This window comes from Pseudomonas sp. R43(2017) (assembly GCF_002112345.1).
In the GTDB taxonomy this organism is placed as follows: domain Bacteria; phylum Pseudomonadota; class Gammaproteobacteria; order Pseudomonadales; family Pseudomonadaceae; genus Aquipseudomonas; species Aquipseudomonas kribbensis.
Genome location: NZ_NEHJ01000001.1, coordinates 891090 through 911367, shown reverse-complemented (window position 1 = coordinate 911367; position 20278 = coordinate 891090). Strand labels below are relative to the sequence as shown.

The 20278-nt window shown below is 61.5% G+C and carries 18 protein-coding genes; 8 read left to right on the top strand and 10 right to left on the bottom strand.

Annotation, left to right across the window (positions count from 1 at the left end):
- Positions 1 to 37 precede the first annotated feature (37 nt).
- On the bottom strand, positions 38 to 1600 hold the full coding sequence (locus tag CAG02_RS04195; protein ID WP_085708479.1) for a sensor domain-containing diguanylate cyclase: 1563 nt from the start codon (positions 1598 to 1600) through the stop codon (positions 38 to 40).
- 225 nt (positions 1601 to 1825) lie between these two features.
- On the opposite strand from CAG02_RS04195, the gene ycaC reads away from it, so the two are divergent.
- Entirely contained in the window at positions 1826 to 2458 is a 633-nt protein-coding gene (gene ycaC / locus CAG02_RS04190) for an isochorismate family cysteine hydrolase YcaC (protein WP_085708478.1), read from the top strand.
- 57 nt (positions 2459 to 2515) lie between these two features.
- Here ycaC and CAG02_RS04185 read toward each other — a convergent pair whose 3' ends face one another.
- The 5 genes from CAG02_RS04185 to CAG02_RS04165 all read right to left on the bottom strand — a co-directional run bounded on the left by CAG02_RS04185 (position 2516) and on the right by CAG02_RS04165 (position 9011).
- Complete coding sequence (locus CAG02_RS04185) at positions 2516 to 3778, bottom strand: FAD-binding oxidoreductase (RefSeq protein ID WP_085708477.1); 1263 nt, start codon at positions 3776 to 3778, stop codon at positions 2516 to 2518.
- Between the two features lie 4 nt (positions 3779 to 3782).
- Complete coding sequence (locus CAG02_RS04180; protein WP_085708476.1) at positions 3783 to 5360, bottom strand: aldehyde dehydrogenase (NADP(+)); 1578 nt, start codon at positions 5358 to 5360, stop codon at positions 3783 to 3785.
- Between the two features lie 67 nt (positions 5361 to 5427).
- The gene (locus CAG02_RS04175) at positions 5428 to 6375 is read right to left on the bottom strand and encodes a dihydrodipicolinate synthase family protein (RefSeq protein ID WP_085708475.1); all 948 of its coding nucleotides are present in this window, start codon (positions 6373 to 6375) and stop codon (positions 5428 to 5430) included.
- Between the two features lie 55 nt (positions 6376 to 6430).
- Positions 6431 to 7357 carry a 4-hydroxyproline epimerase gene (locus CAG02_RS04170; protein ID WP_085708474.1) on the bottom strand — a complete coding sequence of 309 codons (927 nt, stop codon included), beginning with the start codon at positions 7355 to 7357 and terminating at the stop codon, positions 6431 to 6433.
- A gap of 22 nt (positions 7358 to 7379) precedes the next feature.
- Positions 7380 to 9011 carry an APC family permease gene (locus CAG02_RS04165; RefSeq protein WP_085708473.1) on the bottom strand — a complete coding sequence of 544 codons (1632 nt, stop codon included), beginning with the start codon at positions 9009 to 9011 and terminating at the stop codon, positions 7380 to 7382.
- A 235-nt stretch (positions 9012 to 9246) separates the two neighbouring features.
- Here CAG02_RS04165 and CAG02_RS04160 point away from each other — a divergent pair, with 235 nt between their 5' ends.
- The 5 genes from CAG02_RS04160 (at position 9247) to CAG02_RS04140 (ending at position 14065) form a co-directional block, all read left to right on the top strand.
- On the top strand, positions 9247 to 10017 hold the full coding sequence (locus tag CAG02_RS04160; RefSeq protein WP_085708472.1) for an AraC family transcriptional regulator: 771 nt from the start codon (positions 9247 to 9249) through the stop codon (positions 10015 to 10017).
- A 64-nt stretch (positions 10018 to 10081) separates the two neighbouring features.
- The gene (locus CAG02_RS04155; RefSeq protein ID WP_085708471.1) at positions 10082 to 10351 is read left to right on the top strand and encodes a hypothetical protein; all 270 of its coding nucleotides are present in this window, start codon (positions 10082 to 10084) and stop codon (positions 10349 to 10351) included.
- A 180-nt stretch (positions 10352 to 10531) separates the two neighbouring features.
- Positions 10532 to 11587, top strand: a complete 1056-nt coding sequence (locus CAG02_RS04150; RefSeq protein ID WP_085708470.1) for an aromatic ring-hydroxylating dioxygenase subunit alpha — start codon at positions 10532 to 10534, stop codon at positions 11585 to 11587.
- A 37-nt stretch (positions 11588 to 11624) separates the two neighbouring features.
- Complete coding sequence (locus CAG02_RS04145; protein ID WP_085708469.1) at positions 11625 to 12980, top strand: FAD-dependent oxidoreductase; 1356 nt, start codon at positions 11625 to 11627, stop codon at positions 12978 to 12980.
- A gap of 98 nt (positions 12981 to 13078) precedes the next feature.
- On the top strand, positions 13079 to 14065 hold the full coding sequence (locus CAG02_RS04140; protein ID WP_085708468.1) for a LysR family transcriptional regulator: 987 nt from the start codon (positions 13079 to 13081) through the stop codon (positions 14063 to 14065).
- Here the strand turns inward: CAG02_RS04140 and CAG02_RS04135 are convergent.
- Positions 14062 to 14475, bottom strand: a complete 414-nt coding sequence (locus CAG02_RS04135) for a hypothetical protein (protein ID WP_256576884.1) — start codon at positions 14473 to 14475, stop codon at positions 14062 to 14064. The genes CAG02_RS04140 and CAG02_RS04135 overlap by 4 nt on opposite strands.
- A 51-nt stretch (positions 14476 to 14526) precedes the next feature.
- Between CAG02_RS04135 and CAG02_RS04130 the strand changes: the two genes are divergently transcribed.
- Both CAG02_RS04130 and CAG02_RS04125 read left to right on the top strand, forming a co-directional pair.
- On the top strand, positions 14527 to 16653 hold the full coding sequence (locus CAG02_RS04130) for a TonB-dependent receptor domain-containing protein (RefSeq protein ID WP_085708466.1): 2127 nt from the start codon (positions 14527 to 14529) through the stop codon (positions 16651 to 16653).
- Positions 16654 to 16713: 60 nt separating this feature from the next.
- Positions 16714 to 17100, top strand: a complete 387-nt coding sequence (locus CAG02_RS04125; RefSeq protein ID WP_085708465.1) for a hypothetical protein — start codon at positions 16714 to 16716, stop codon at positions 17098 to 17100.
- A 134-nt stretch (positions 17101 to 17234) separates the two neighbouring features.
- Here CAG02_RS04125 and CAG02_RS04120 read toward each other — a convergent pair whose 3' ends face one another.
- The 3 genes from CAG02_RS04120 to CAG02_RS04110 are packed head-to-tail and all read right to left on the bottom strand — an operon-like array spanning position 17235 to position 20229.
- Positions 17235 to 17990 carry an ABC transporter ATP-binding protein gene (locus CAG02_RS04120; RefSeq protein WP_085708464.1) on the bottom strand — a complete coding sequence of 252 codons (756 nt, stop codon included), beginning with the start codon at positions 17988 to 17990 and terminating at the stop codon, positions 17235 to 17237.
- Positions 17984 to 19045 (bottom strand): iron ABC transporter permease, encoded by a 1062-nt coding sequence (locus tag CAG02_RS04115; RefSeq protein ID WP_085708463.1) that lies wholly within the window; start codon positions 19043 to 19045, stop codon positions 17984 to 17986. The genes CAG02_RS04120 and CAG02_RS04115 overlap by 7 nt, the downstream gene beginning before the upstream one ends.
- Positions 19042 to 20229, bottom strand: a complete 1188-nt coding sequence (locus tag CAG02_RS04110; RefSeq protein WP_085708462.1) for an ABC transporter substrate-binding protein — start codon at positions 20227 to 20229, stop codon at positions 19042 to 19044. The genes CAG02_RS04115 and CAG02_RS04110 overlap by 4 nt, the downstream gene beginning before the upstream one ends.
- Between the last annotated feature and the right edge of the window lie 49 nt (positions 20230 to 20278).

The following is a 20278-nucleotide window of genomic DNA, read 5'->3' as shown; positions in this document are numbered from 1 at the left end:
ACTGACGTGGAATCGGGCTTGCGCTTGCCGTCATCCGTCACACCGACTCGTCCGCCGAACACCAACGATTGCGCCCCAGCCGCTTCGCCTGATACAGGCAGGTATCCGCCGACTTCAGCAGCATGGCTGGCGTCACGGCGTCGTCAACCGGATGACGGGTCGCAATGCCGGCGCTGGCGGTGACGTACCCGAGGGGATGCCCGGAATGTTCCAGTTCCAGCGAGCGGATGGCTTGCAGGATGTCCTCGGCGACCTGGATGGCGCCGGCGTTTTCGGTGTTGGGCAGCAACACGGTGAACTCTTCGCCGCCGTAGCGCACGGCGAGGTCGCCGGGGCGTTTGACCGCTTGCTGGATCGCGCGTCCGACGGCGTTCAGGCAGTCGTCGCCGGCGGCATGGCCATAGCGGTCGTTGTAGCGTTTGAAGTGGTCGACATCGAGCATGATCAGCGACAGCGACGAACCCTGGCGCCGGGCCAGACGAATCTCGTCTGCCAGTGCATTGTCCAGGCGCCGACGGTTGCCGAGGCCAGTGAGGCTGTCGGTCAGTGCCATGTCGTGCATGGCTTGGTGGGCGGAGCGGATTTCCCGTTCCATCGCGATCCGCTGGCGCAACTGGCTCAGTACGATCAGTCCGAAGCCGGCGAGGACCAGAATCAGGAAAATCAGCACGAAGCCGTTTTTCAGCAAGTCCCGACGCCACGGCGCGGTGATGGAATCTTTCGACAGGCCGGCCTCCACCACCAGCGGATAGGTGGTCAGGGCGCGATAGCCGTACAGGCGCTCGGTGTCATCGACCACCGCCCGGATCTGGGCAATGCCTTCGTTGGAACTGGGCAGGTAGGTCTTGAAGATCTCGCTGTTCGCCAGACTTTTGCCCACCACGGAGGCGATGAAAGGGCGGCGAACCAGAATCGTGCCGTCACGCATGGCCAGCACCAGTGCGCCTTTGTCATCGATCCGGAAATCGCCGTAATAGTCGACGAAGTAACTGACCTTGACCGTCCCCAGCAGCACGCCGGCGAACGAGCCATCGGGGTTGTTCAAACGGCGGGAAATGGGAATGATCAGGTCATGGGTGGAGCGGCTCTCGACCACCTGGCCGATGCGCACTTGCCGATCCTCATGGGTGCGGTGGTACTCGAAATAATCGCGGTCGGCATTGTTGGCCATTTCCGGGGTGACCTCTTTGTCGGTCACGATCCAGTGGCCGTCCGGCCCGTAGATGAACAGGCCGTGCAGCTGCGGCATGATTTTCGATTGCTGCACCAGCAGCTTGTGAATGCGCGGGACATCGAGGTTCTGCAGACCATCACCTTCGACGCGCTCGGCCAGCCCGGCGGTGACCACATCGACCTGGCGAATCGTATCCTCGGCGTGCTGGGCCGTGGCGCGGGCCAGGTTGGTCACCGAATCGCGCGCGGACGCAAAGACCGAACGATAGTCACGCCACGTCCGCCAGCTCTCGACCGCCAGAAACGCCACGACCACCACCAGCATGAAGCTGACGGTCAGCCGAAAGGTCGAACCGGCCTTCATCGCTTTGCCGGCGGGGTGCCGCGTGTCGTTCGCCGTGGGCGCTTGTGTGTTGCGTCCGAGCATCAACTTTTCCCTGGATGTCGTTCTGAACGTATTGCTGGCGAACATTATGACAAGGATCGGCGGGAAGGTCGGGACCGCCGTGTGATTGAGCCCCGGATTGAGTGGATTGTCTCGTTTGGGTTGACGGTTAAACGCTTTGCAGGTGATTTATTGCTTTCAGGCGAGTCATTAATCTGTGCCCATCTTGAACGCAAGCGAACTTCCACAACTAAAAAGGGATTCAATATGAGCACTGCAACCTACAACCGCCTGAACAAAGACGACGCCGTGGTTCTGCTGGTCGATCACCAGACCGGTCTGATTTCGCTGGTCCAGGACTTCTCGCCGAACGAGTTCAAGAACAACGTGCTGGCCCTGGCCGATCTGGCGAAATTCTTCGAGTTGCCGACCATCCTCACCACCAGCTTCGAACAAGGCCCGAACGGCCCGCTGGTGCCGGAACTCAAGGAAATGTTCCCGGATGCGCCGTACATTGCCCGCCCGGGCCAGATCAACGCCTGGGACAACGAAGACTTCGTCAAGGCCATCAAGGCCACCGGCCGCAAGCAGATCATCATTGCCGGTGTCGTGACCGACGTATGCGTAGCGTTCCCGACCTTGTCGGCACTGGCGGAAGGGTTTGACGTGTTCGTGGTGACCGATGCCTCCGGCACCTTCAACACCACCGTGCAACAGGCCGCATGGAACCGCATGACCCAGGCCGGCGCACAGATGATGAACTGGTTCTCCGTGGCCTGTGAGCTGCACCGCGACTGGCGCAACGACATCGAAGGGTTGGGCAACCTGTTGTCGCAGCGGATTCCGAACTACCGCAATTTGATGAATGGGTATGCGGCGCTGACGGCACGTCAGGGTTGATCAAGACACTGCAATAAATACAAAAGGCCTGCCCTCAAAAGCAGGCCTTTCGCTTTTTCAGAAACGATCCAGCCTGTAAGGCTCGACACTCGGCAGTTCCTCGCCCCGAGTCGCAGCCAGCGGCGAAACCATCCGCTCAACCATCTCCGCCGTCACCGCCGCCTGCGTCAGCCCCAAATGCTGATGCCCGAACGCGAGCAACACCTTGCCGTCGTCTGTCTGATCGATGATCGGCAGCGAGTCCGGCAGCGAAGGCCTGAATCCCATCCACGGTGTGGCCGCTTCGGCACTTAACTCTTCACGAAACAACCCCTTGCTCAACCGATGCAATTGCCAGGCGCGTGCCATGGTGGGCGGCGCTTCAAGTCCGGCGAACTCGACGGTGCCCGCCAGGCGCAAGCCTTCGGACATCGGCGTCATGATGAACTTGCGTTCCAGTGATGTGATGGGGAAGGGCAACCGGTGGTGTTCCTGAGGCAGCATCAGGTGATAACCGCGTTCGGTGTCCAGAGGTACTTTCTTGCCGGTCAGCGCTGTCGTCAGTCTGGCCGAATGGGCACCGCAGGCGATCAGTACTCGACGGGCATTCAGGCTGCCGCTTCCGGTATTGAGCGAAACGCCCTGTGCATTCAGTTGCCCGCCCTCGACCCGTTGCTTCACAAACTGCACGCCGCTGGCCTTGGCGGCGCTGACCAGTTCGCATACCACCCGGTACGGATCGATGAAGTGCCCGGTGCTCGGGAAAAACAATCCGCCCTGCAGGTGTTCGCTCAGTTGTGGCGCGCAGTCACGCACCGCAGATGCCTGCCATAAGTCCACCGGGACTTGTTGCTGACGCAAGCGCGCCTGCAACGCTTCAATGGCCGGGCGTGAGTCGGGCCGTTCGAACACCAGCAACGAGCCTTCCACCTTCAGCAGATCGGGTCGCTGGATGTCACCGAGCAACCGGTGCCAGGCCTCCAGCGAACGCTCATTGAGCGCTCGCAGACCTGCCACCGTGCGCTGGAACGGCGCCGACCGCAGATTCAGCAGCAGGCGAGTGAACCAGGGCAGGGCGCAGGGCAGGTATTTCCAGTCCAGGCGCAGCGGCCCCATCGGGTTCATGAGCATGGCCGGCAAGCGCTTGAGGATCGACAGGTCGGCAATCGGAAACACCTGCTCGGTGGCCAGGTGCCCGGCATTGCCGAACGATGCGCCGTGGCCGGGTTCCTGCGGGTCGATCACGACCACCTGCAAACCCTGCCGCGCCAGGCGCAGTGCGCAGGCAACGCCGATGATGCCGGCGCCGACCACGGCGATGTCATGGGTGATGTTCGACATGGTTTCAGGCTTCCCTTTGGCCATCGAGCAGGCGTCGCAGCGCCAGTGGATTGGCCTGTTTGAGCGAGGTTGGCAGCAAGGCGTCGGGGAAATCCTGATAGCACACCGGGCGCAGGAAACGCAGGATCGCCGCCGTGCCGACCGACGTGGTGCGCGGATCGGACGTGGCCGGGAACGGCCCGCCATGCACCATCGCGTCACAGACTTCGACCCCGGTTGGCCAGCCGTTGACCAGCAAGCGTCCGGCCTTGCGTTCCAGTGTCGGCAGCAGTGAACGGGCCTGATCCAGATCCTCGTCATCCAGATGCAGGGTGGCGGTCAGTTGACCTTCCAGCCGTTCGAGCACCTGACGGATTTCATCGTGGTTGGCACATTGAACGATCAGGGACGCTGCACCAAAGGCTTCGGCTTGCAGCGTGTGATCGGCAAGAAAATCCGCAGCATCGGTGACGAAAACATGGGCCTGACCCTGGTTGGGAGCTGTTCCTCTCTGCCCGACTGCGGCAAGACGTGCGCGCGGGTTTTCCGCCAGTGCGTTAACGCTGGACTCGTAGGCATTGAAGATTCCGGGCGTGAGCATGGTCTGGGCCGGGCTGCGCTTGATGAGCTCGGCGGCGGCACCAATGAAGGTGTCCAGCGCCGGTCCCTTGAGGGCGATCACCAGGCCGGGATTGGTGCAGAACTGGCCGGCACCCAGCGTGAGCGAGGCGACAAAACCTTCGGCCAGCGCTTGCGAGCGATTGCGCAGCGCAGCGGGAAACAGCAGCACCGGGTTGATCGAACTCATTTCCGCATACACTGGAATCGGTTCGGGGCGAGCCTGAGCCGCTTTGATCAACGCGAGTCCGCCGCTGCGCGAACCGGTGAACCCCACCGCTTTGATGCGTGGATCGCTGACCAGCGCAATGCCGACCTCGCGCCCGGAACCGTACAGCAGCGAGAACACGCCCTCAGGCAGACCGCAGGCCTTGACGGCCCGGGCCACGGCGCGGCCGACCAGTTCGCTGGTGCCGGGATGGGCGCCGTGGGCCTTGACGATCACCGGGCATCCGGCTGCCAGTGCCGAAGCGGTATCGCCGCCAGCGACGGAGAACGCCAGTGGAAAATTGCTCGCACCGAACACCGCCACCGGCCCCAGCGCAATCTGGCGCTGACGCAGATCCGAGCGCGGCATCGGCTGGCGCTGCGGTTGGGCGCTGTCAACGCGCACATCCAGCCATTCGCCGGCGCGTACGGTGCGGGCGAAAAGGCGCAATTGCTGACAGGTACGCCCACGTTCGCCCAGCAGACGAGGGCGCGGCAGGCCGGTTTCGGCCATGGCGCGGTCGATCAACTCATCGCCGAGGGCTTCGATTTCGTTGGCGATGGTTTCGATAAATTCGGCGCGTGTTTCCAGCGCGGTTTCGCGGTAGCGGTCGAACGCAGTCCAGGCCAGCGCGCAAGCCTGTTCGACGTGCTCGGCGGAGCCGCCAGCGTAAGCGGGCTCCAGCAGCGCGTCGGTGGCCGGGTTGATCCCCTGAATGACCTCGCGATTGCCCGAGAGGATTTGCTGACCGATCAGCAGTTTGCCCGTAAGAGACATGGCATGTTCCTGAGAAGAAAGAAGGCCCGCCGCCGGTAATCACGGCGGGCTGAAACGAGGCTGCGGGTCAGGCGAAGTTCTGTTCCGCCGACCAGTTCTCGTACCAGTGACGGAACAGCGCGTACTGGGCTTCCGCGTAGCGACGTTGCGAGTCGCTGAGGGCGTCGGTCTCGTTGAAATGCAGGGTGTATTCCTTGTCGCCGTTGAGCACCATCAGATGTTTGTAATACAGCACCAGATCCGTGCCTTCATCGAAGGACGACAGCACCGCCAGCGCCGACTCCAGCTCCCGCGCCTGACGCCGGGCCTTGGCGTCTCCCTTGGCCGCTTGCTTGCTCAGGGCCACCAGTTGCAGCACTTCGCGGGGCAGGGCGTTACCGATGCCGGTGATCGCACCGGTGGCGTTGCAGTTGACGAAACCGTGCACCACTTGAGTGTCGACACCGACCATCAAGGTCACGTCATCGTCCTTGGATGTGATGTTTTCAGCGGCGTAGCGCAGGTCGGCGCCACCACCGAACTCCTTGAAGCCGATCAGGTTCGGGTACTCGCGGCGCAGTTCGAAGAACAGGTCGGCGCGGGTGGCGAAGCCGTAGTAAGGGCTGTTGTAGATCACTGCCGGCAGGTTCGGCGCGGCTTGCAGAATCGCGGAAAAGTGCGCCTTTTGCGCGGCGAGCGAAGCGCCTCGGGACAGCACCCGTGGAATTACCATCAAACCCTGAGCGCCGACTTTGGCCGCATGGGCCGCGTGAGACACCGCTTCACGGGTGTTGATGGCGCCAGTACCGACGATGGTCGGAATCCCTGCCGCGACCAGACGCGCCACGCCTTCCTGACGCTCGGCTTCGGTGAGCAGCGGCCAGTCGCCCATGGAGCCGCAATACACGACAGCGCTCATGCCGATATCGATCAGCTCGCGACCCTTGGCCACCAACGCATCGAAGTCCGGTTTGCGTGCGGCGGTGCACGGGGTCATCAGGGCGGGCATGCAGCCGGTGAAGATGTTGTCGCTCATTATTGTTCTCCTTGGAACGGTCATTCAGATAGGTATGGAAAAGCAGCGCGGCGGCTCAGATGCCCCACGCGAACGGATCGTTTTCGTCGATGAGCAGCGTGCTGTCGGCGGTCATGTAAGCGCGGCCGGTGATGAACGGGCGTACGCGTTCACCTTCCCGTTCGAAGCGGCCTTCGAACTGGCTGCCGGTGATGCTCGCCTGCACCCAGCGCTCGCCGGGCGCGAGTTTTTCGTCGGCGGCCAGGCAGGCGAGTTTGGCGCTGGTGCCGGTGCCGCACGGTGAGCGGTCGTAGGCTTTGCCGGGGCACATGACGAAGTTGCGGCTGTCGGCGTGGTCGTCATCGGCAAACAGTTCAACGTGGTCGATGATTGCGCCGTCCTCGCCGTGGATGCCTTGGTCCTTGAGGGCCTTGAGCATTTTCCAGGTGAAGTCGGTCAGGGTTTCGACGTTGTCCATCGTCAGCGTCTGGCCGTGCTCCGACACCAGGAAAAACCAGTTGCCGCCGTAGGCAACGTCACCGAGGAAGCGGCCGTATCCCGGCACTTCGACCGCTACTTGTTTGCGCAATCGATAAGCCGGTACGTTGCCCAAGGTCACGGCGCCGTCCTCATGCAACGTCGCGCTGACCGGACCGACCGGTGTGTCGACTTTGTGCACGCCCGGGGCGATCAGCCCCAGATGCTGCAAGGAGGCGATCAGGCCGATGGTGCCGTGGCCGCACATGCCGAGGTAGCCGGCGTTGTTGAAGAAAATCACCCCGCAGGTGGCGTCAGGCGACACCGGTTCGCAATACAGCGCGCCCACCAGTACATCGTTGCCGCGCGGTTCCAGCAGGCAGGCCCGGCGCCAGCGGTCGTGCTGGTTGCGCAGGGCATCGCGCTTTTCGGCCATGGTGCTGCCGGGCAAGTCGGGGAAACCCTTCATCACAAGGCGCGTGGGTTCACCGCCGGTGTGGGAATCAATGACGTGTACGCGTTTCATGTTCGTGTCCCTTCAAGAGGTTTCAATAAGCGCCGGCAGCGCGCGGGTTGGCAGCGGAGGCCGGGGACGTCGAAGCGACTTCGCTTTCATCCTCTTCGGACTCCAGACGCAGCAGGTGCGACGGCACACCGGTGGCGGCGCCCCAGTAGTAGATGCCAGTGGCGAAAGCGGCGACGACCAGCGTGTCGAAAGGGTGGGCGAGGATGCCGAGGCCACCGAAGGTGCCGAGTTTCGACAGGACGATGGTCACGGCGTAGAAGGCGATCAGCCACGCGGATGAGCGCACTTGATGGGCAAGGCTCAGGTGGCGGGTCGGTACGAAACGACCACACAGCAGGTACACGACAAACATCAGGATCTGCAGGCCGAGCAGCCAGGACACGGTGTCCCACCCGGACCAGTAGACGATCAGCGCGGCGATGATGAACGACACCGGCCCCAGCACGCCCATGCACTTGACCCGGAACGGGCGCGGCATGTCCGGCGCGTTGCGACGCAGCGCGGCGACGGTCACCGGGGCTACGGCGTAGCTCAGCACCAGTGCGGCGGACACCACGTTGATCAGCGCTTCCCAGGACGGGAACGGCAGGGTCCAGAACACCGACAGGGCGAAGGTCAACCACAGCGCCGGGCGCGGGATGCCGGACTTCTCATCGATGCGGGTGAAGATCTTGAAAAAGGTGCCGGTCTGCGCCCAGCCGTAGATCACTCGTGGTGTGGCGTTCATGTAGATGTTGCCGCAGCCGCTGGGCGAGATCACCGCGTCCGCGACCACCAGATAGGCCAGCCAGCCCACGCCGAGTGCCAGGGCGATGTCGCGGTACGGCAGGGCGAATTCCTTGGAAACCCCGGCCCAGCCATTGGCGAGCAGTTCGGTCGGGATGCCGCCAAGGAACGCCGTTTGCAGCAGCACGTAGATTGCAGTCGACAGCAGCACCGAAAGAATCAGTGCGATGGGGATGGTGCGCTGCGGATTTTTCACTTCGCTGGCCACCGAGATGATCGGGGTCAGGCCGAGGTAGGCGAAGATCACGCCGCCGGCGGAAACCGCCATCTCGATGCCCGAGAGCCCGAAGGGTGCGAAGCCCTGAACCTGAAAGTTCTCCGGTTTGAAGAAGGTGAACAGCACACCGATCACCAACAGCGGCACGATGAACTTGAACACGCTCACCAGGTTGTTGGCCTTGGCGAAGGTTTTCACGCTGCGGTAATTGAGCAGGAAGAACACGCAGAGCAGACCGAACTGCACCAGCCAGCCCAGCACTGTCGGATCACCGCTGCCGGCCTTGGTCAGGCCGGGAAACCACGCCGCCGCATATTGGCGCGAGGCGACCACTTCGATCGCCACCAGACTGGAAAAAGCGATCAGCGTGATAAAGCCCATCAGATAACCGAGCAGCGGCCCGTGACTGTAGACCGGGTAACGCACCACGCCGCCGGCCCGGGGCAGCGCCGCGCCCAGCTCGCAGTAGACGATGCCCAGCAGCAATACGGCGAAACCGCCCAGCAACCAGGAAAAAATCCCCGCCGGCCCGGCAATCGCGGAAACGTGACTGGCCGCGAACAGCCACCCCGAACCGAAGATCGCTCCGAGCCCGATAAACGTGAGGTCGATCAATGAAAGCTGTTTTTTGAACTTGCCTTGGCCTGACATGGCGTCGCCTTCTTGTGAGTTATTGGATAGGCAGGTGTATGTCACTGGGACGGGCCAACATTGAACTCATCGGTGGTCGGGCGATTGATGTTTTGCGCAAGCCTGGATGACGAAATCAGCACAATTGCGCTGAGCGACGGCAGGCCTCGACAGGCCGTAAGCGTTGCTGCACTCTGCACGCGAACGCCGTATGACGGGCCTTTGGCCGATCCACCCGCGAAGGAAAACACCGACGATGCAGAACGCATTTGTGCGCCTGTGCGAGGGCGATGAACACAATCGCCCCCAGACCCTCGAAGCCCTGGTGGCGGGCGTTGCCGCGCTGTTGCCGATGCTCGACGTGATCCCGAATGCGGTGATTTTCATCAAGGATCCGGACGCGCGTTACGTCCTGGCCAACCGCACACTGGTGCAGCGCTGCGGGTTGAAAGACCTGAAGCCGTTGCTCGGCAAAACCAGTGCGCAGGTATTTCCCGCGCAATTGGGGCCGGGCTACACCGAGCAGGATCGCCGGGTGCTGGAGGAAGGGTGGGTGCTGGAGGATCAGCTGGAATTGCATCTGTACGGCAGTCGCGAACCGGGCTGGTGCCTGACCCACAAGCGACCGTTGTACAACCGCGATGGCGCGATCATCGGCCTGGCGGGGATTTCGGTGGACCTGCAATCGGCCAGCGAGACGCATCCGGCGTTCGAACGTCTGGCCGCCGTCGACGAGCACATTCGCACGCATTTCAATCGGCGGGTGACGCTGGGCGAGCTGACCCGGATCGCCGGCATTTCGGTGGCGCAACTGGAGCGCTACTGCAAGCGCGTGTTCCACCTCACGCCTCGGCAGATGATCCAGAAAGTACGGCTGGAATATGCCCATCGCTTGTTGCACACCGACCTGCCGATCACCGAAGTCGCCCTGCAATGCGGCTACACCGACCACAGCGCCTTCACTCGCCAATTCAAGGCCTCGACCGGCTTCACGCCGCGTCAGTACCGGCAGGCGACGGAGCAATGAACGGTTCTCGGGTCATTGCGGATAAACTGAGCCCGTCAGTCCCAGGTTGCGCAGGTAAAACGAGATGAACCGGATACAGATACGCCATTGCGCGTATTTTCTTTGCGCGATCATGCTGACGTCGACGACAGGCTGCTCCAGCAAGGCTCGCTATGCGACCGTGGGTGATCGCTGCTACGCCAAAGCGGTGCCGACGATGGGCGAGGGTGGCCTGGCCTGGGGACAGACCCTGGGCCAGGCACAGAAAAAATCCATGGATAACTGCATGCGCTACGCAAGCCGCTCCGGCGGTACGCCCGGTACTTGTCAGGTGGTGTTGGCCAAGTGCAAGTGAATACCCAGTCATACCGGTATATCTGATTTCACATAAGCAACATGTTCTTCACGACATGGGCGAGGCCGGCGCGAATCTCTAGCATGGATTTCGCACTCGTCGTCCGCAGGCCAACAACACATCCAACAGCCTGCGGATGCGCACCCCTTCGGTGCCTTTTCCACGTCAAGGAGAACTCACATGTCCACGGCCGCAATAGCCTGCCAGTCCGTTACCTGGAACCCGATCACCAAGAGCAGCACCTTCACCGCACAAGACCGCGAGACGCTCAGCAAGCACTGGCACCCCGTGGCCTTTTCGGCAGACGTGACCGACAAACCCTATGCCGTCACGCTGCTGGATGAGCCGGTCGTACTCTATCGGGCCGGTGGAAAACTGAACGCCGCCCGGGACATTTGCAGTCATCGCGGCGCGCCACTGAGCAAAGGCTGGGTGAAGGGCGAAAACATCATCTGCCCGTATCACGGCCTGCACTTCGGCACCGATGGCCGCTGCACGCGGATCCCGTCGGAGCCCAATGCCAACCTCACCGAGCGCCATCGCATCCAGATGTACTCGACCCGCGAGGACTTCGGGCTGATCTGGGTCTTGATGTCAGGCACGAGTGCGCCATTCGCTGAAATGCCGTCCTGGGCTGATGACAGCTTTCAGCGCATCCTGCCGCCGTCCATCGACATCGCTGCTTCCGCCGGCCGACAGGTGGAAGGCTTTATCGATGTCGCGCACTTTGCGTGGATTCACCACGAGGCTTTTGCCGAGCGCGACAACCCGGTGGTGCCGACTTACAAGGCCGAGGTCACGCCGTACGGGGTTCATGCCGAGTACATCAGCAACGTCAGTAATTTCCCCAAGAGTCTGCAGCATCGCGCGCCGGAAGGCTTTCTCTGGAACCGCACCTTCGATGTCTTTGCGCCGTTCACTGCGCGCCTGACCGTCAACTTCCCCGAGCCCGAACACCGCTTGGTGATTCTGAACGCAGCCAGCCCGATCTCGGCGCGCAAGACCCGCATGTTCTGCGCCATCACCCGCAACTTCGACAAGGAGATGCCGCTGGAAGACGTCTACGCGTTCAACCAGCAGGTCTTCGAAGAAGATCGCGACATCGTCGAACTGTGCCGGCCGGAAGACTTGCCGCTGGATCTGTCGCTGGAAATCCACATTCCTGCCGACCGTTCCTCCACTGCCTACCGTCGCGCCTTGAGTGCGCTCGGCCTGGGACGCGCTTTCACCAGCTGATTCAACCGCTGCGTATCGATTGACTGGAGGATCGACCATGTTCAAGTGGGAATGTCTTGTGTGCGGCTTCATTTACGACGAAGCCGTGGGAATGCCTGAGCACGATATCCCGGCCGGGACTCGCTGGAAGGACGTGCCGGAAAGCTGGTATTGCCCGGAGTGCGGGGTAGGGAAGGCTGACTTTCAGATGATTCAGGTTGGGCAGAGTGCAGAGCCGAACTCCATGCCGGAGCAATCCGACCCGGTGATCATTCTGGGTTCGGGGCTGGCCGGCTACACCGTGGCGCGCGAGCTGCGCAAGCTGGAAAGCGACACGCCAATCCTGATCGTCACCCGCGACGGCGGCGAGTTCTATTCGAAGCCGGCGCTGTCCAATGCCTTCCAGACCGGGCGCCTGCCGGATCAACTGGTGACCTTCAGCGCCGAACAGATGACGGCGCAACTGCAAGCGCAGATCAGAACGCACGCGTCAGTAGAACGAATCGACACTGATGCCCGATTGATCTACATCGACGGCCAGCCACTTCGCTACCGCTCGCTGGTGCTGGCGCTCGGGGCTGATGCACGTCGCCCTGCGCTGCAGGGTGACGGGGTGGACGACATCATCACGGTGAACGATCTGGAAGATTACCGGCGCCTGCGTCAGCAGATCAGCGCGGATAGCCGGATCGCCATTCTGGGCGGCGGGCTGATCGGTTGCGAGTTCGCCAATGATCTGCGGCATGCCGGTCATGAAGTGTGGGTTGTCGACCGGGCCACCTGGCCGCTGAGTCGTCTGCTGCCTTCGGAGGCCGGAGAGGAAATGGCCAATGCGCTGGCGTCGATCGGCGTACGCCTGGCGCTTGGCAATGCGCCCGTTGCGGTTAACCGCGCGGGTAAAGGGTATGCGTTGCAACTGGCCGATGGCCGTGTGCTGGAAGCGGATTACGTGTTGAGTGCCATTGGCCTCGAACCCCGCGTCGATCTGGCGCGGGCGGCAGGTATTCGGGTTGCCGGCGGTATTGTCACCGACGCATTTCTGCGTGCGAGCGCCGACAACGTTTATGCCTTGGGTGATTGCGCGCAAGTCCATGACCTGGTGCTCCCCTATGTGATGCCGATCATGTTGCAGGCCCGGGCACTGGCTCAAACCCTGGCGGGTCAGCCGACGCCGGTCGCCTATCCCGCCATGCCGGTGACGATCAAGACAAGTGTCTTGCCGACCATTGTGGCGTCGCCGATGAACCCCGAGGGAGAGTGGTCGACCGAGTGGGCGGGGCGTTGTGACAAAGGCATTGCTCACGTGAAGTCCATTTACCTGGATCAGCGGAGCCAGATGCTGGGATTCGTCCTGATGGGCGGTGCGGTTCATGAAAAAGCCGAGCTTCTGAAAAGGTTGCCGGACTGGCGGTAGCACTGCACGTGAACCTTCGCATGGACGCGAAAATGAATAGCGCTATATCATCTTGTATATAGCGCTACGTCAATCTGTCCACCGGAAAAGAGGTTGCTGTGTCCAACGCTTTGCCCAACTGCGATGTCCAGCTGATCCGCACGCTCTATACGCTGCTGACGGAGTGCAGCGTGTCGCGTACGGCCGAGCTGCTCGGGCAGACCCAACCGGCTATCAGTGTCGCGTTGCGCAGGCTGCGCGAGCTGACCGGCGATCAGTTGCTGGTACGCAGCGGCAGCCGGATGGTGCTGACCGCGCACGGCCTCACCTTGATCGAGCCAGTTTCGCAGGCGTTGAACGGTATCGAGCAGATTCTGCACCCGGTCGATCTGTTCGATCCCGCCACCACCCGACAGACCTTTCGCATCAGCACGCCGGATTACCTGAGTGTGTTTTTCGTGCCCGCTATCATCGAGCGTTTTTATGCGCAGGCGCCGTTCGCCACGCTGGAGCTCAAGCACCTGCAGGCCGAGGGCGGCTACTCCCGTGGACTGGAGGACGGTTTTCTCGATCTGGTGATCGGCAACTGGCGAACACCGGCCGAGCATCTTCATCTGCAACCCCTGTGCGACGATGATCTGGTTTGTCTGATGCGTGAGGAGCATCCGATTGCACGGGGTGGGCTGACCCCGGAAGCCTACGCGGAAGCGGATCACCTGGCGGTGATGACACACAATGCGTCCGGGCAGGGCACGATTGGCGCCGAACTGGCGAAAAGCGGTCTGGTCCGGCGCGTCAAAACGACTTTGCCGTACTTCTGCATTGCGCCTTATGTGTTGGTCAAATCGAATCTGGTGTTCACCACCACACGTTCGTTTGCCAAGCACTACACCGAATTGCTGCCGCTGCGGATCGAGCCGTTTCCGGTGCCGGCGCAGCCCTTGCGCTACTACCAGTTGTGGCATGCGCGCAAACATCGCTCGCAGGCTTCGAAGTGGCTGCGCAGCGTGGTACTGGCCGCAGCCAAGGCGATTGGCCCTGAGCCTTTGATGCCGATCAGTGAGAACCGCAGGTGCCAGGGAAGCAGGACAAGACTCGTTCTCTAGGTGCGTTGCAAGGCCCGCGACACGTACATTTTGGTAATCATTGACACCATCTCTTTCGCCCCGAAACAACGGAAGTAAAAGTGGCCGTAGTCGGTTTCCAGACTCACAATCCTGGTCAAGAACCCCCATTCCAGACTGACCTTTCGAATCGATGCCATGGGGATTTCAATATCCAGAACCCCGTCCTGAACCATACGGTTCATGGCATTGGCGTTCATGAAAATCGTGGAGTGGGTCACCGTCACCTTCCCGCCAACCCAGAGTCCGCTGGGGGCCAGAAAATTGGCCAGCTTCGTCTTCAATACTGCTTCGGCCATCCCTGCATCTCCTTCGTTCAAATCACAATCCAGCATTTCAGCCGCCTGTTTACCTGACAAAAAACAAAATCGCCATGTGTTTACTTCGTTCATTCATACGTCGCAGTTCTCACTGCCCGTAACTGTCTGTCTGGAGTTCTCTCGATGCCCTCGCTTAAAACCCTGCCCGCTGCACTGCTGGGGCTGGCCCTTGCCTGTCCGGTCGAAGCCGAGTCTCAGGGCATGGAATTGGGGCAGGTGTTGATCGGGGCTGAAGAACAGACTGGCGAAGATCTTTCGGTGGAAGAGGCCAAATCCCGGCTTGCGCAAGTCCCCGGCGCTACCAATGTGGTCGATATGCGCGCTCCGTTGCAGGGGCGGGTGGCGAGCAATCAGGATGTACTCGCTTATCAGCCTGGGGTGTATGCCCAGTCTGCGGGTAACGAAGGGGTGAAAATCTCGATTCGCGGCTCGGGCATCAATCGGGCTCCTGGCGCCCACGCGTCGGGGCTGTACACGATGCTCGACGGTCTGCCGCTGACCGGCCCCGGCGGTACGCCTTATGAATTGCTGGAACCACTGTGGCTTGACCATGTGGAAGTGTTGCGCGGTGCCAATGGTTTCGACCGTGGCGCGTTGGCCCTCGGCGGGGCGGTCGATTACGTCAGTCACACCGGCTACAACGCGCCGCTGCTGAATGTGCGTTACGTCATGGGCAGCCACGGTTATGCCCAGCGACAAGTCAGCTCGGGTCAGGTGCTCGGCGACTTTGATTACTACCTGTCGATGACCGACGCGCACTCCGACGGTTATCAGGATCACACCGCGAGCAAGAGCCAGGGCGTGATCGCCAATTTCGGTTATCGCTTCAATCCGAATCTGGAAACCCGTTTTTACATCCGTCACCGCGAGACCGACAACGACCTCGCCGGGCGGGTGACCAAGCACTCCATCGAACACGATCCGCGTGCGGCCAACCCGGCCTACGTGACGCGCAACGACAGCCGCGATCAGCCCGGCAGCACCTTCATTGGCAACAAGACCACGTATTACATCGACGATGATTCGAGCATCCAGACCGGTCTGGTTTATCACGATTACCCGATGGACCTGCGCGAAGGCCCCAATCGCCTGAAGGTCGCATACACCGATGTCAGCGGCACGTTCGACTACAAGCGCCGCGACACGCTCTGGGGCATGGAGAGCAACAGCACCGTGGGCCTGCGAGTCACCAAACACCTGCCCAATGACGGTGCCAGCGAACTGGTGCGGATTCCCACCGGCAACACCGCCCGCTACGCGCCGGGCACCCACATGCGCAACTTCACTTATCAGGGTTCGGATTCTATCCTGCACGTGGGCAACGATCTGGAAATCGCCGACGACCTGTGGCTGACAACCGGCCTCGCCGCGATCTACACCCGCCGCGAAAGTGCCGTGACTTACCCCGACGGAGGCGGCAAGACCAGCCTCGGCGATTGGGATTACGCGCCACGTCTGGGGCTGCGTTATCAGGTGACGCCGGACCTGCAACTGTTCGGCAATCTCAGTCGCTCGGTCGAAGCGCCGCATCCGTGGTCGTTGATCTACAGCTCCAACGTACGATTCCCGGCCGGCAGCGGCGCCGCCACCGGCACCCAGCGTGACCCGGTCAAACTGCAAAACCAGACGGCGACGACTCTGGAACTCGGCGGTCGTGGCGACAGCGCACTCGGCGAGTGGAGTCTTGCGTGGTACTACGCCCAGGTGCGCCACGAACTGCTTTCGGTGTTGCCGGACGCCAACGCGACTACGCCTTACGAACTCAACGCCAGCCCGACCGTGCACCAAGGTATTGAAGCCAGCCTCAACAGCCATCTGTGGTCAGCGAACGACGGCGGCAAGTTGAGCCTGCGCCAGGCCTACACCTTCAGCGACTTCCACTACCGCAATGACGATCGCTTCGGTGATAACCGCCTGCCGGGCCTGCCGATGCATTACTACCAGGGCGAACTGCGCTACGACTTCCCGCAGGGCTTCTTCGCCGCCGTCAACACGCAACTGGTGTCGAAAGTCGCTGTGGATTACGCCAACAGCTACTACGCCGACCCTTACGCCACCTTCGGCGCGACCCTCGGTTACAACGCACCCAAAGGCGACTGGCAGACCTGGCTGGACATGCGCAACCTGACCGACAAGCACTACGCCGCTACCGTTACGCCGGGCTACGACGATAAAGGGCTGGACGCCGCACGCTCGACGCCGGGCGAGGGGATGGCGATGTATGTCGGGGTGTCGTGGAGTCTGCTCTGAGGCTGGTGCTTGAGTGTCAAACCCTGTCGATCAGTTATTTCTGGTGCTTGGAACCAAAAAATGAAATTGCGATTCTCGTGGGAAGAAGCATTCGACGACTTGTTTCCGCACTGTAGTTCAAACGTCGTGAAGGACGATGGTGGGAGCCCTTTGTCTTGCATCCTGACCGATGATGGGGGCTGCGGGCACATACACTCGCTGGAGTGGATAGACGTGGGTTTGGCACGGATCAAATCGGTGAAGGAGTCAAAGGTCGAATTCGATCGCTGGGGGCGTGAAGATTGGGGATCAGAGTTTTCAAAGGACTGCGTAAAAATCTATTTCCTGATGGAAGACGATTATTGTGAATTTCTAAGTCTGGAAGCCTTTGAAAAAGCCTTGATGGCATGGCGGGATTTTATTGTGTTGCCACCCGATAAAGAGGCGACACGAGAGCTGGACATTTGAGCCTGGCCGGCGATCAGGAGAGCGCCCAGTCCATCCGGCAATTGCGTATCAAAACTGGTTTCGCTTGCCTGAAGTTTTGCCCCGTCACCCACCAGCTTCGGCATCCCTGCCTTTGCGATCTGACGGGGCAACCCTCAAACAATGTCATCGATCAGAATATGGCGCTGCCCGCGACTGCATTGCTCGATCCGCGCCTCGACCTTGTAGACCGTGCGCAGCATCGGCTCGGTGATGACCTCATGGCTCGGCCCGCTGCCATGGGCCGTGCCACCAGCGATGACCAGCACCTGATCGGCAAAACGCAGCGCCTGGTTCAGGTCGTGGATGGCGATGAACACGATCACCTCGCGACGGCGCGCCAGGGCTTTCATGAAGTTCAGCACCTGAACCTGCCGGTGCATGTCGAGTGCGCTGGTGGGTTCGTCCATCAGCAGGATTTCCGGCTCGCGCACCAGGGTCTGGGCGATTGACACCAACTGTTGCTGGCCGCCGCTCAATTCCCCGAGGTTGCGAAACGACAGTCCGGTGATACCGAGCGCATCGAGAATCTCGTCCACCAGTTGCAATTCATCGTCGTGTACCGACCAGTTGGGCGTCAGTTGCTTGCGCGCCAGCAGCACTGATTCGTACACCGTCAGCCGGGCGCTGGCGTTCAGGCCCTGGGGCATGTAACTGATGCCTTGCGTGCCTTTTTTCGAGCCCTCCAGAATCACTTCGCCCGGCCCGTCGATCAGCCCGGCCATGCGTTTGAACAATGTCGATTTGCCTGCCGCATTGGGCCCGACCACTGCCACGACCTGGCCGCCGGTAAACGTCGCAGTGCTGACACCGGAAATGATCTCGCGCTGGCCGTAACCGGCCCCGAGGTTTTCGAGCCGCAGCTTCACCATGAGTTTTTCTTCCCGTTGAGAATCAGAGAAATGAAGAACGGCACGCCGATCAGCGACGTGACGACGCCAATAGGGAATATCGCCCCCGGGATCAGGGTCTTGCTGACCACCGAACTGGCGGACAGGATCAGCGCACCGGTCAGCAACGAGGCCGGCAGGAAAAACCGCTGATCCTCGCCGATCAGCATGCGCGCAATGTGCGGCCCGACCAGCCCGATAAAGCCGATGGTGCCGACGAACGCCACCGGAAACGACGCGAGCAGGCTGACCATGATCAGCGTCTGAAAGCGCAGGCTGCGCACGTTGATGCCGAAGCTGGCAGCCTTGTCATCCCCCAGGCGCAGGGCCGTCATCGCCCACGCGCGTTTGGCGAAGATTGGCAGGGTAATGAGGATCACCACGCAGATCACCCCGAGTTTCGGCCAGGAGGCTTTGGTCAGGCTGCCCATGGTCCAGAACACCACGGCCGCCACGGCCTGTTCGGTGGCGAAGAACTGCACCAGCGCCAGCAGCGCATTGAAGGTAAACACCAGGGCGATGCCGAGTAGCACGATGGTTTCGGCGGTCACGCCACGACGCATGCTCATGAAGTGGATCAGCAGCGCCGAGAGCATCGCCATGATGAACGCGTTGAGCGGCACCATGTATTGCGCCGCCAGCGGAAACAGCGCCACGCCGAAGGCCAGTCCCAGCGCCGCGCCGAAACCGGCCGCCGCAGAAATGCCGAGGGTGAAAGGGCTGGCGAGCGGGTTGTTGAGGATGGTCTGCATCTGTGCCCCGGCCAGCGAAAGCGCCGCGCCGACAGCGACCGCCATCAGCGCCACCGGCAGGCGGATGTCCCACATCACCACCCGAACCTGCGCCGAAGCTGTATCCGGCGAGAACAGCGCTTCGAGCACTTCACCAAGGCTGTATTTTGCCGGACCGAGGGCGAGGTCGAGCAACACACTGAAGATCAGCAGCACGGCCAGCCCCAGCAGAATCAGCCGTTTACGCAGCACCAGCCGCCGGTAGGTGACGCTCTGCACAATCGGTGCTTCGCCCAGCGAACTCATGGTTTGGCCTCGGTTTTTTGCAGACTGACGAAATAGCCCGGCTCATACGGCACCGGCAGGAATCGTTCATGCAACTCGCGAAACGCGGCATCCGGATCAAGATCGGCGAACAGTTCCGGGTGAAACCATTTGGCCAATTGCTGAATGGCCACGAACTGGTAAGGGCTGTTGTAGAACTGATGCCAGATCGCATGAAACGCCTGAGTGTTCTGCGCCTTGATCCCGGCATAAGCCGGGCGCTGGGTGTACCAGGCCAGTTTGCGCCGGGCTTCGGCCAGGTTCGCGCCCGGGCCGACACCGACCCAATGGCCGCCCGGCGCAAAGGCTTCCCAGTCGGCGCTGGTGACCACGACGTGGTCGGGGTTGGCGACGATCACTTGCTCGGGGTTCAGTTGCCCGAACGTACTCGGGATGATGCGGCGGGCGATGTTGTTGCCGCCGGCCATGTCGACGAACAGGCCAAAATTCTCGTTGCCGAAGCTCAGACAGCAATCATCGGTGTAGCCGCCGATGCGTTCGATGAACACGCTGGGGCGGGCCGGGTGGTGTTTCTCGATCACGTCGGTGACGCGGTGGATCTGCTGGTTACGAAAATCGATGAAGGCTTCGGCGCGTTCTTCCTTGCCGAACAACTTGCCGAACAGGCGCATGGTCGGCTCGGTGTTCTGCATGGGGTTGTTGCGAAAATCGACATACACCACCGGGATACCGAGGGCGTCGAGTTTCTCGATGTAACGCGCATCCTCGGTCGCGTGCTGGGCTTCGATGTTGAGGATGATCACGTCAGGCTTTTGCGAGATTGCCTGCTCGATGTCGAAGGTGCCGCTTTCGAAGCCGCCGAAGGTCGGGATTTTTGCGATGTCGGGGAATTTGCGCAGGTAGGCGTTGTAGGTGTCCGGGTCGGACTGGATCAGGTCCTTGCGCCAGCCGACGATGCGTTCGATAGGGTTCTGCGTATCCAGTGCGGCCACCAGATACAACTGGCGACCTTCACCCAGGATCACTCGACGGACCGGCAGGTGAACCTTGACCGTGCGGCCCTGCAAATCAGTCACGGTGCCCAGTGCCGGATCCGGTTCGGCAGCCTGCACGCTGCTCGGCATCAAGGAAGACAACGACAAACCCAGCAGCCCGGCGAACAGCAGGGCAGCGAAGGTCTGGCGGCGGCGAAAAACATTAACCATGGTGTATGCCTTTGCAAAAGCCGGATCGGACCACGACGCCAGGCGCCGC

Bases quoted from the DNA above. Each gene is read 5' to 3' on its own strand.
- CAG02_RS04155 (WP_085708471.1), top strand. From the start codon at position 10,082: ATGAACCGGATACAGATACGCCATTGCGCGTATTTTCTTTGCGCGATC.
- CAG02_RS04110 (WP_085708462.1), bottom strand. From the start codon at position 20,229: ATGGTTAATGTTTTTCGCCGCCGCCAGACCTTCGCTGCCCTGCTGTTC.
- CAG02_RS04165 (WP_085708473.1), bottom strand. From the start codon at position 9,011: ATGTCAGGCCAAGGCAAGTTCAAAAAACAGCTTTCATTGATCGACCTC.
- CAG02_RS04170 (WP_085708474.1), bottom strand. From the start codon at position 7,357: ATGAAACGCGTACACGTCATTGATTCCCACACCGGCGGTGAACCCACG.
- CAG02_RS04160 (WP_085708472.1), top strand. From the start codon at position 9,247: ATGCAGAACGCATTTGTGCGCCTGTGCGAGGGCGATGAACACAATCGC.
- CAG02_RS04130 (WP_085708466.1), top strand. From the start codon at position 14,527: ATGCCCTCGCTTAAAACCCTGCCCGCTGCACTGCTGGGGCTGGCCCTT.
- CAG02_RS04120 (WP_085708464.1), bottom strand. From the start codon at position 17,990: ATGGTGAAGCTGCGGCTCGAAAACCTCGGGGCCGGTTACGGCCAGCGC.
- ycaC (WP_085708478.1), top strand. From the start codon at position 1,826: ATGAGCACTGCAACCTACAACCGCCTGAACAAAGACGACGCCGTGGTT.
- CAG02_RS04135 (WP_256576884.1), bottom strand. From the start codon at position 14,475: ATGAACGAAGTAAACACATGGCGATTTTGTTTTTTGTCAGGTAAACAG.
- CAG02_RS04150 (WP_085708470.1), top strand. From the start codon at position 10,532: ATGTCCACGGCCGCAATAGCCTGCCAGTCCGTTACCTGGAACCCGATC.
- CAG02_RS04145 (WP_085708469.1), top strand. From the start codon at position 11,625: ATGTTCAAGTGGGAATGTCTTGTGTGCGGCTTCATTTACGACGAAGCC.
- CAG02_RS04195 (WP_085708479.1), bottom strand. From the start codon at position 1,600: ATGCTCGGACGCAACACACAAGCGCCCACGGCGAACGACACGCGGCAC.
- CAG02_RS04125 (WP_085708465.1), top strand. From the start codon at position 16,714: ATGAAATTGCGATTCTCGTGGGAAGAAGCATTCGACGACTTGTTTCCG.
- CAG02_RS04180 (WP_085708476.1), bottom strand. From the start codon at position 5,360: ATGTCTCTTACGGGCAAACTGCTGATCGGTCAGCAAATCCTCTCGGGC.
- CAG02_RS04175 (WP_085708475.1), bottom strand. From the start codon at position 6,375: ATGAGCGACAACATCTTCACCGGCTGCATGCCCGCCCTGATGACCCCG.
- CAG02_RS04115 (WP_085708463.1), bottom strand. From the start codon at position 19,045: ATGAGTTCGCTGGGCGAAGCACCGATTGTGCAGAGCGTCACCTACCGG.
- CAG02_RS04185 (WP_085708477.1), bottom strand. From the start codon at position 3,778: ATGTCGAACATCACCCATGACATCGCCGTGGTCGGCGCCGGCATCATC.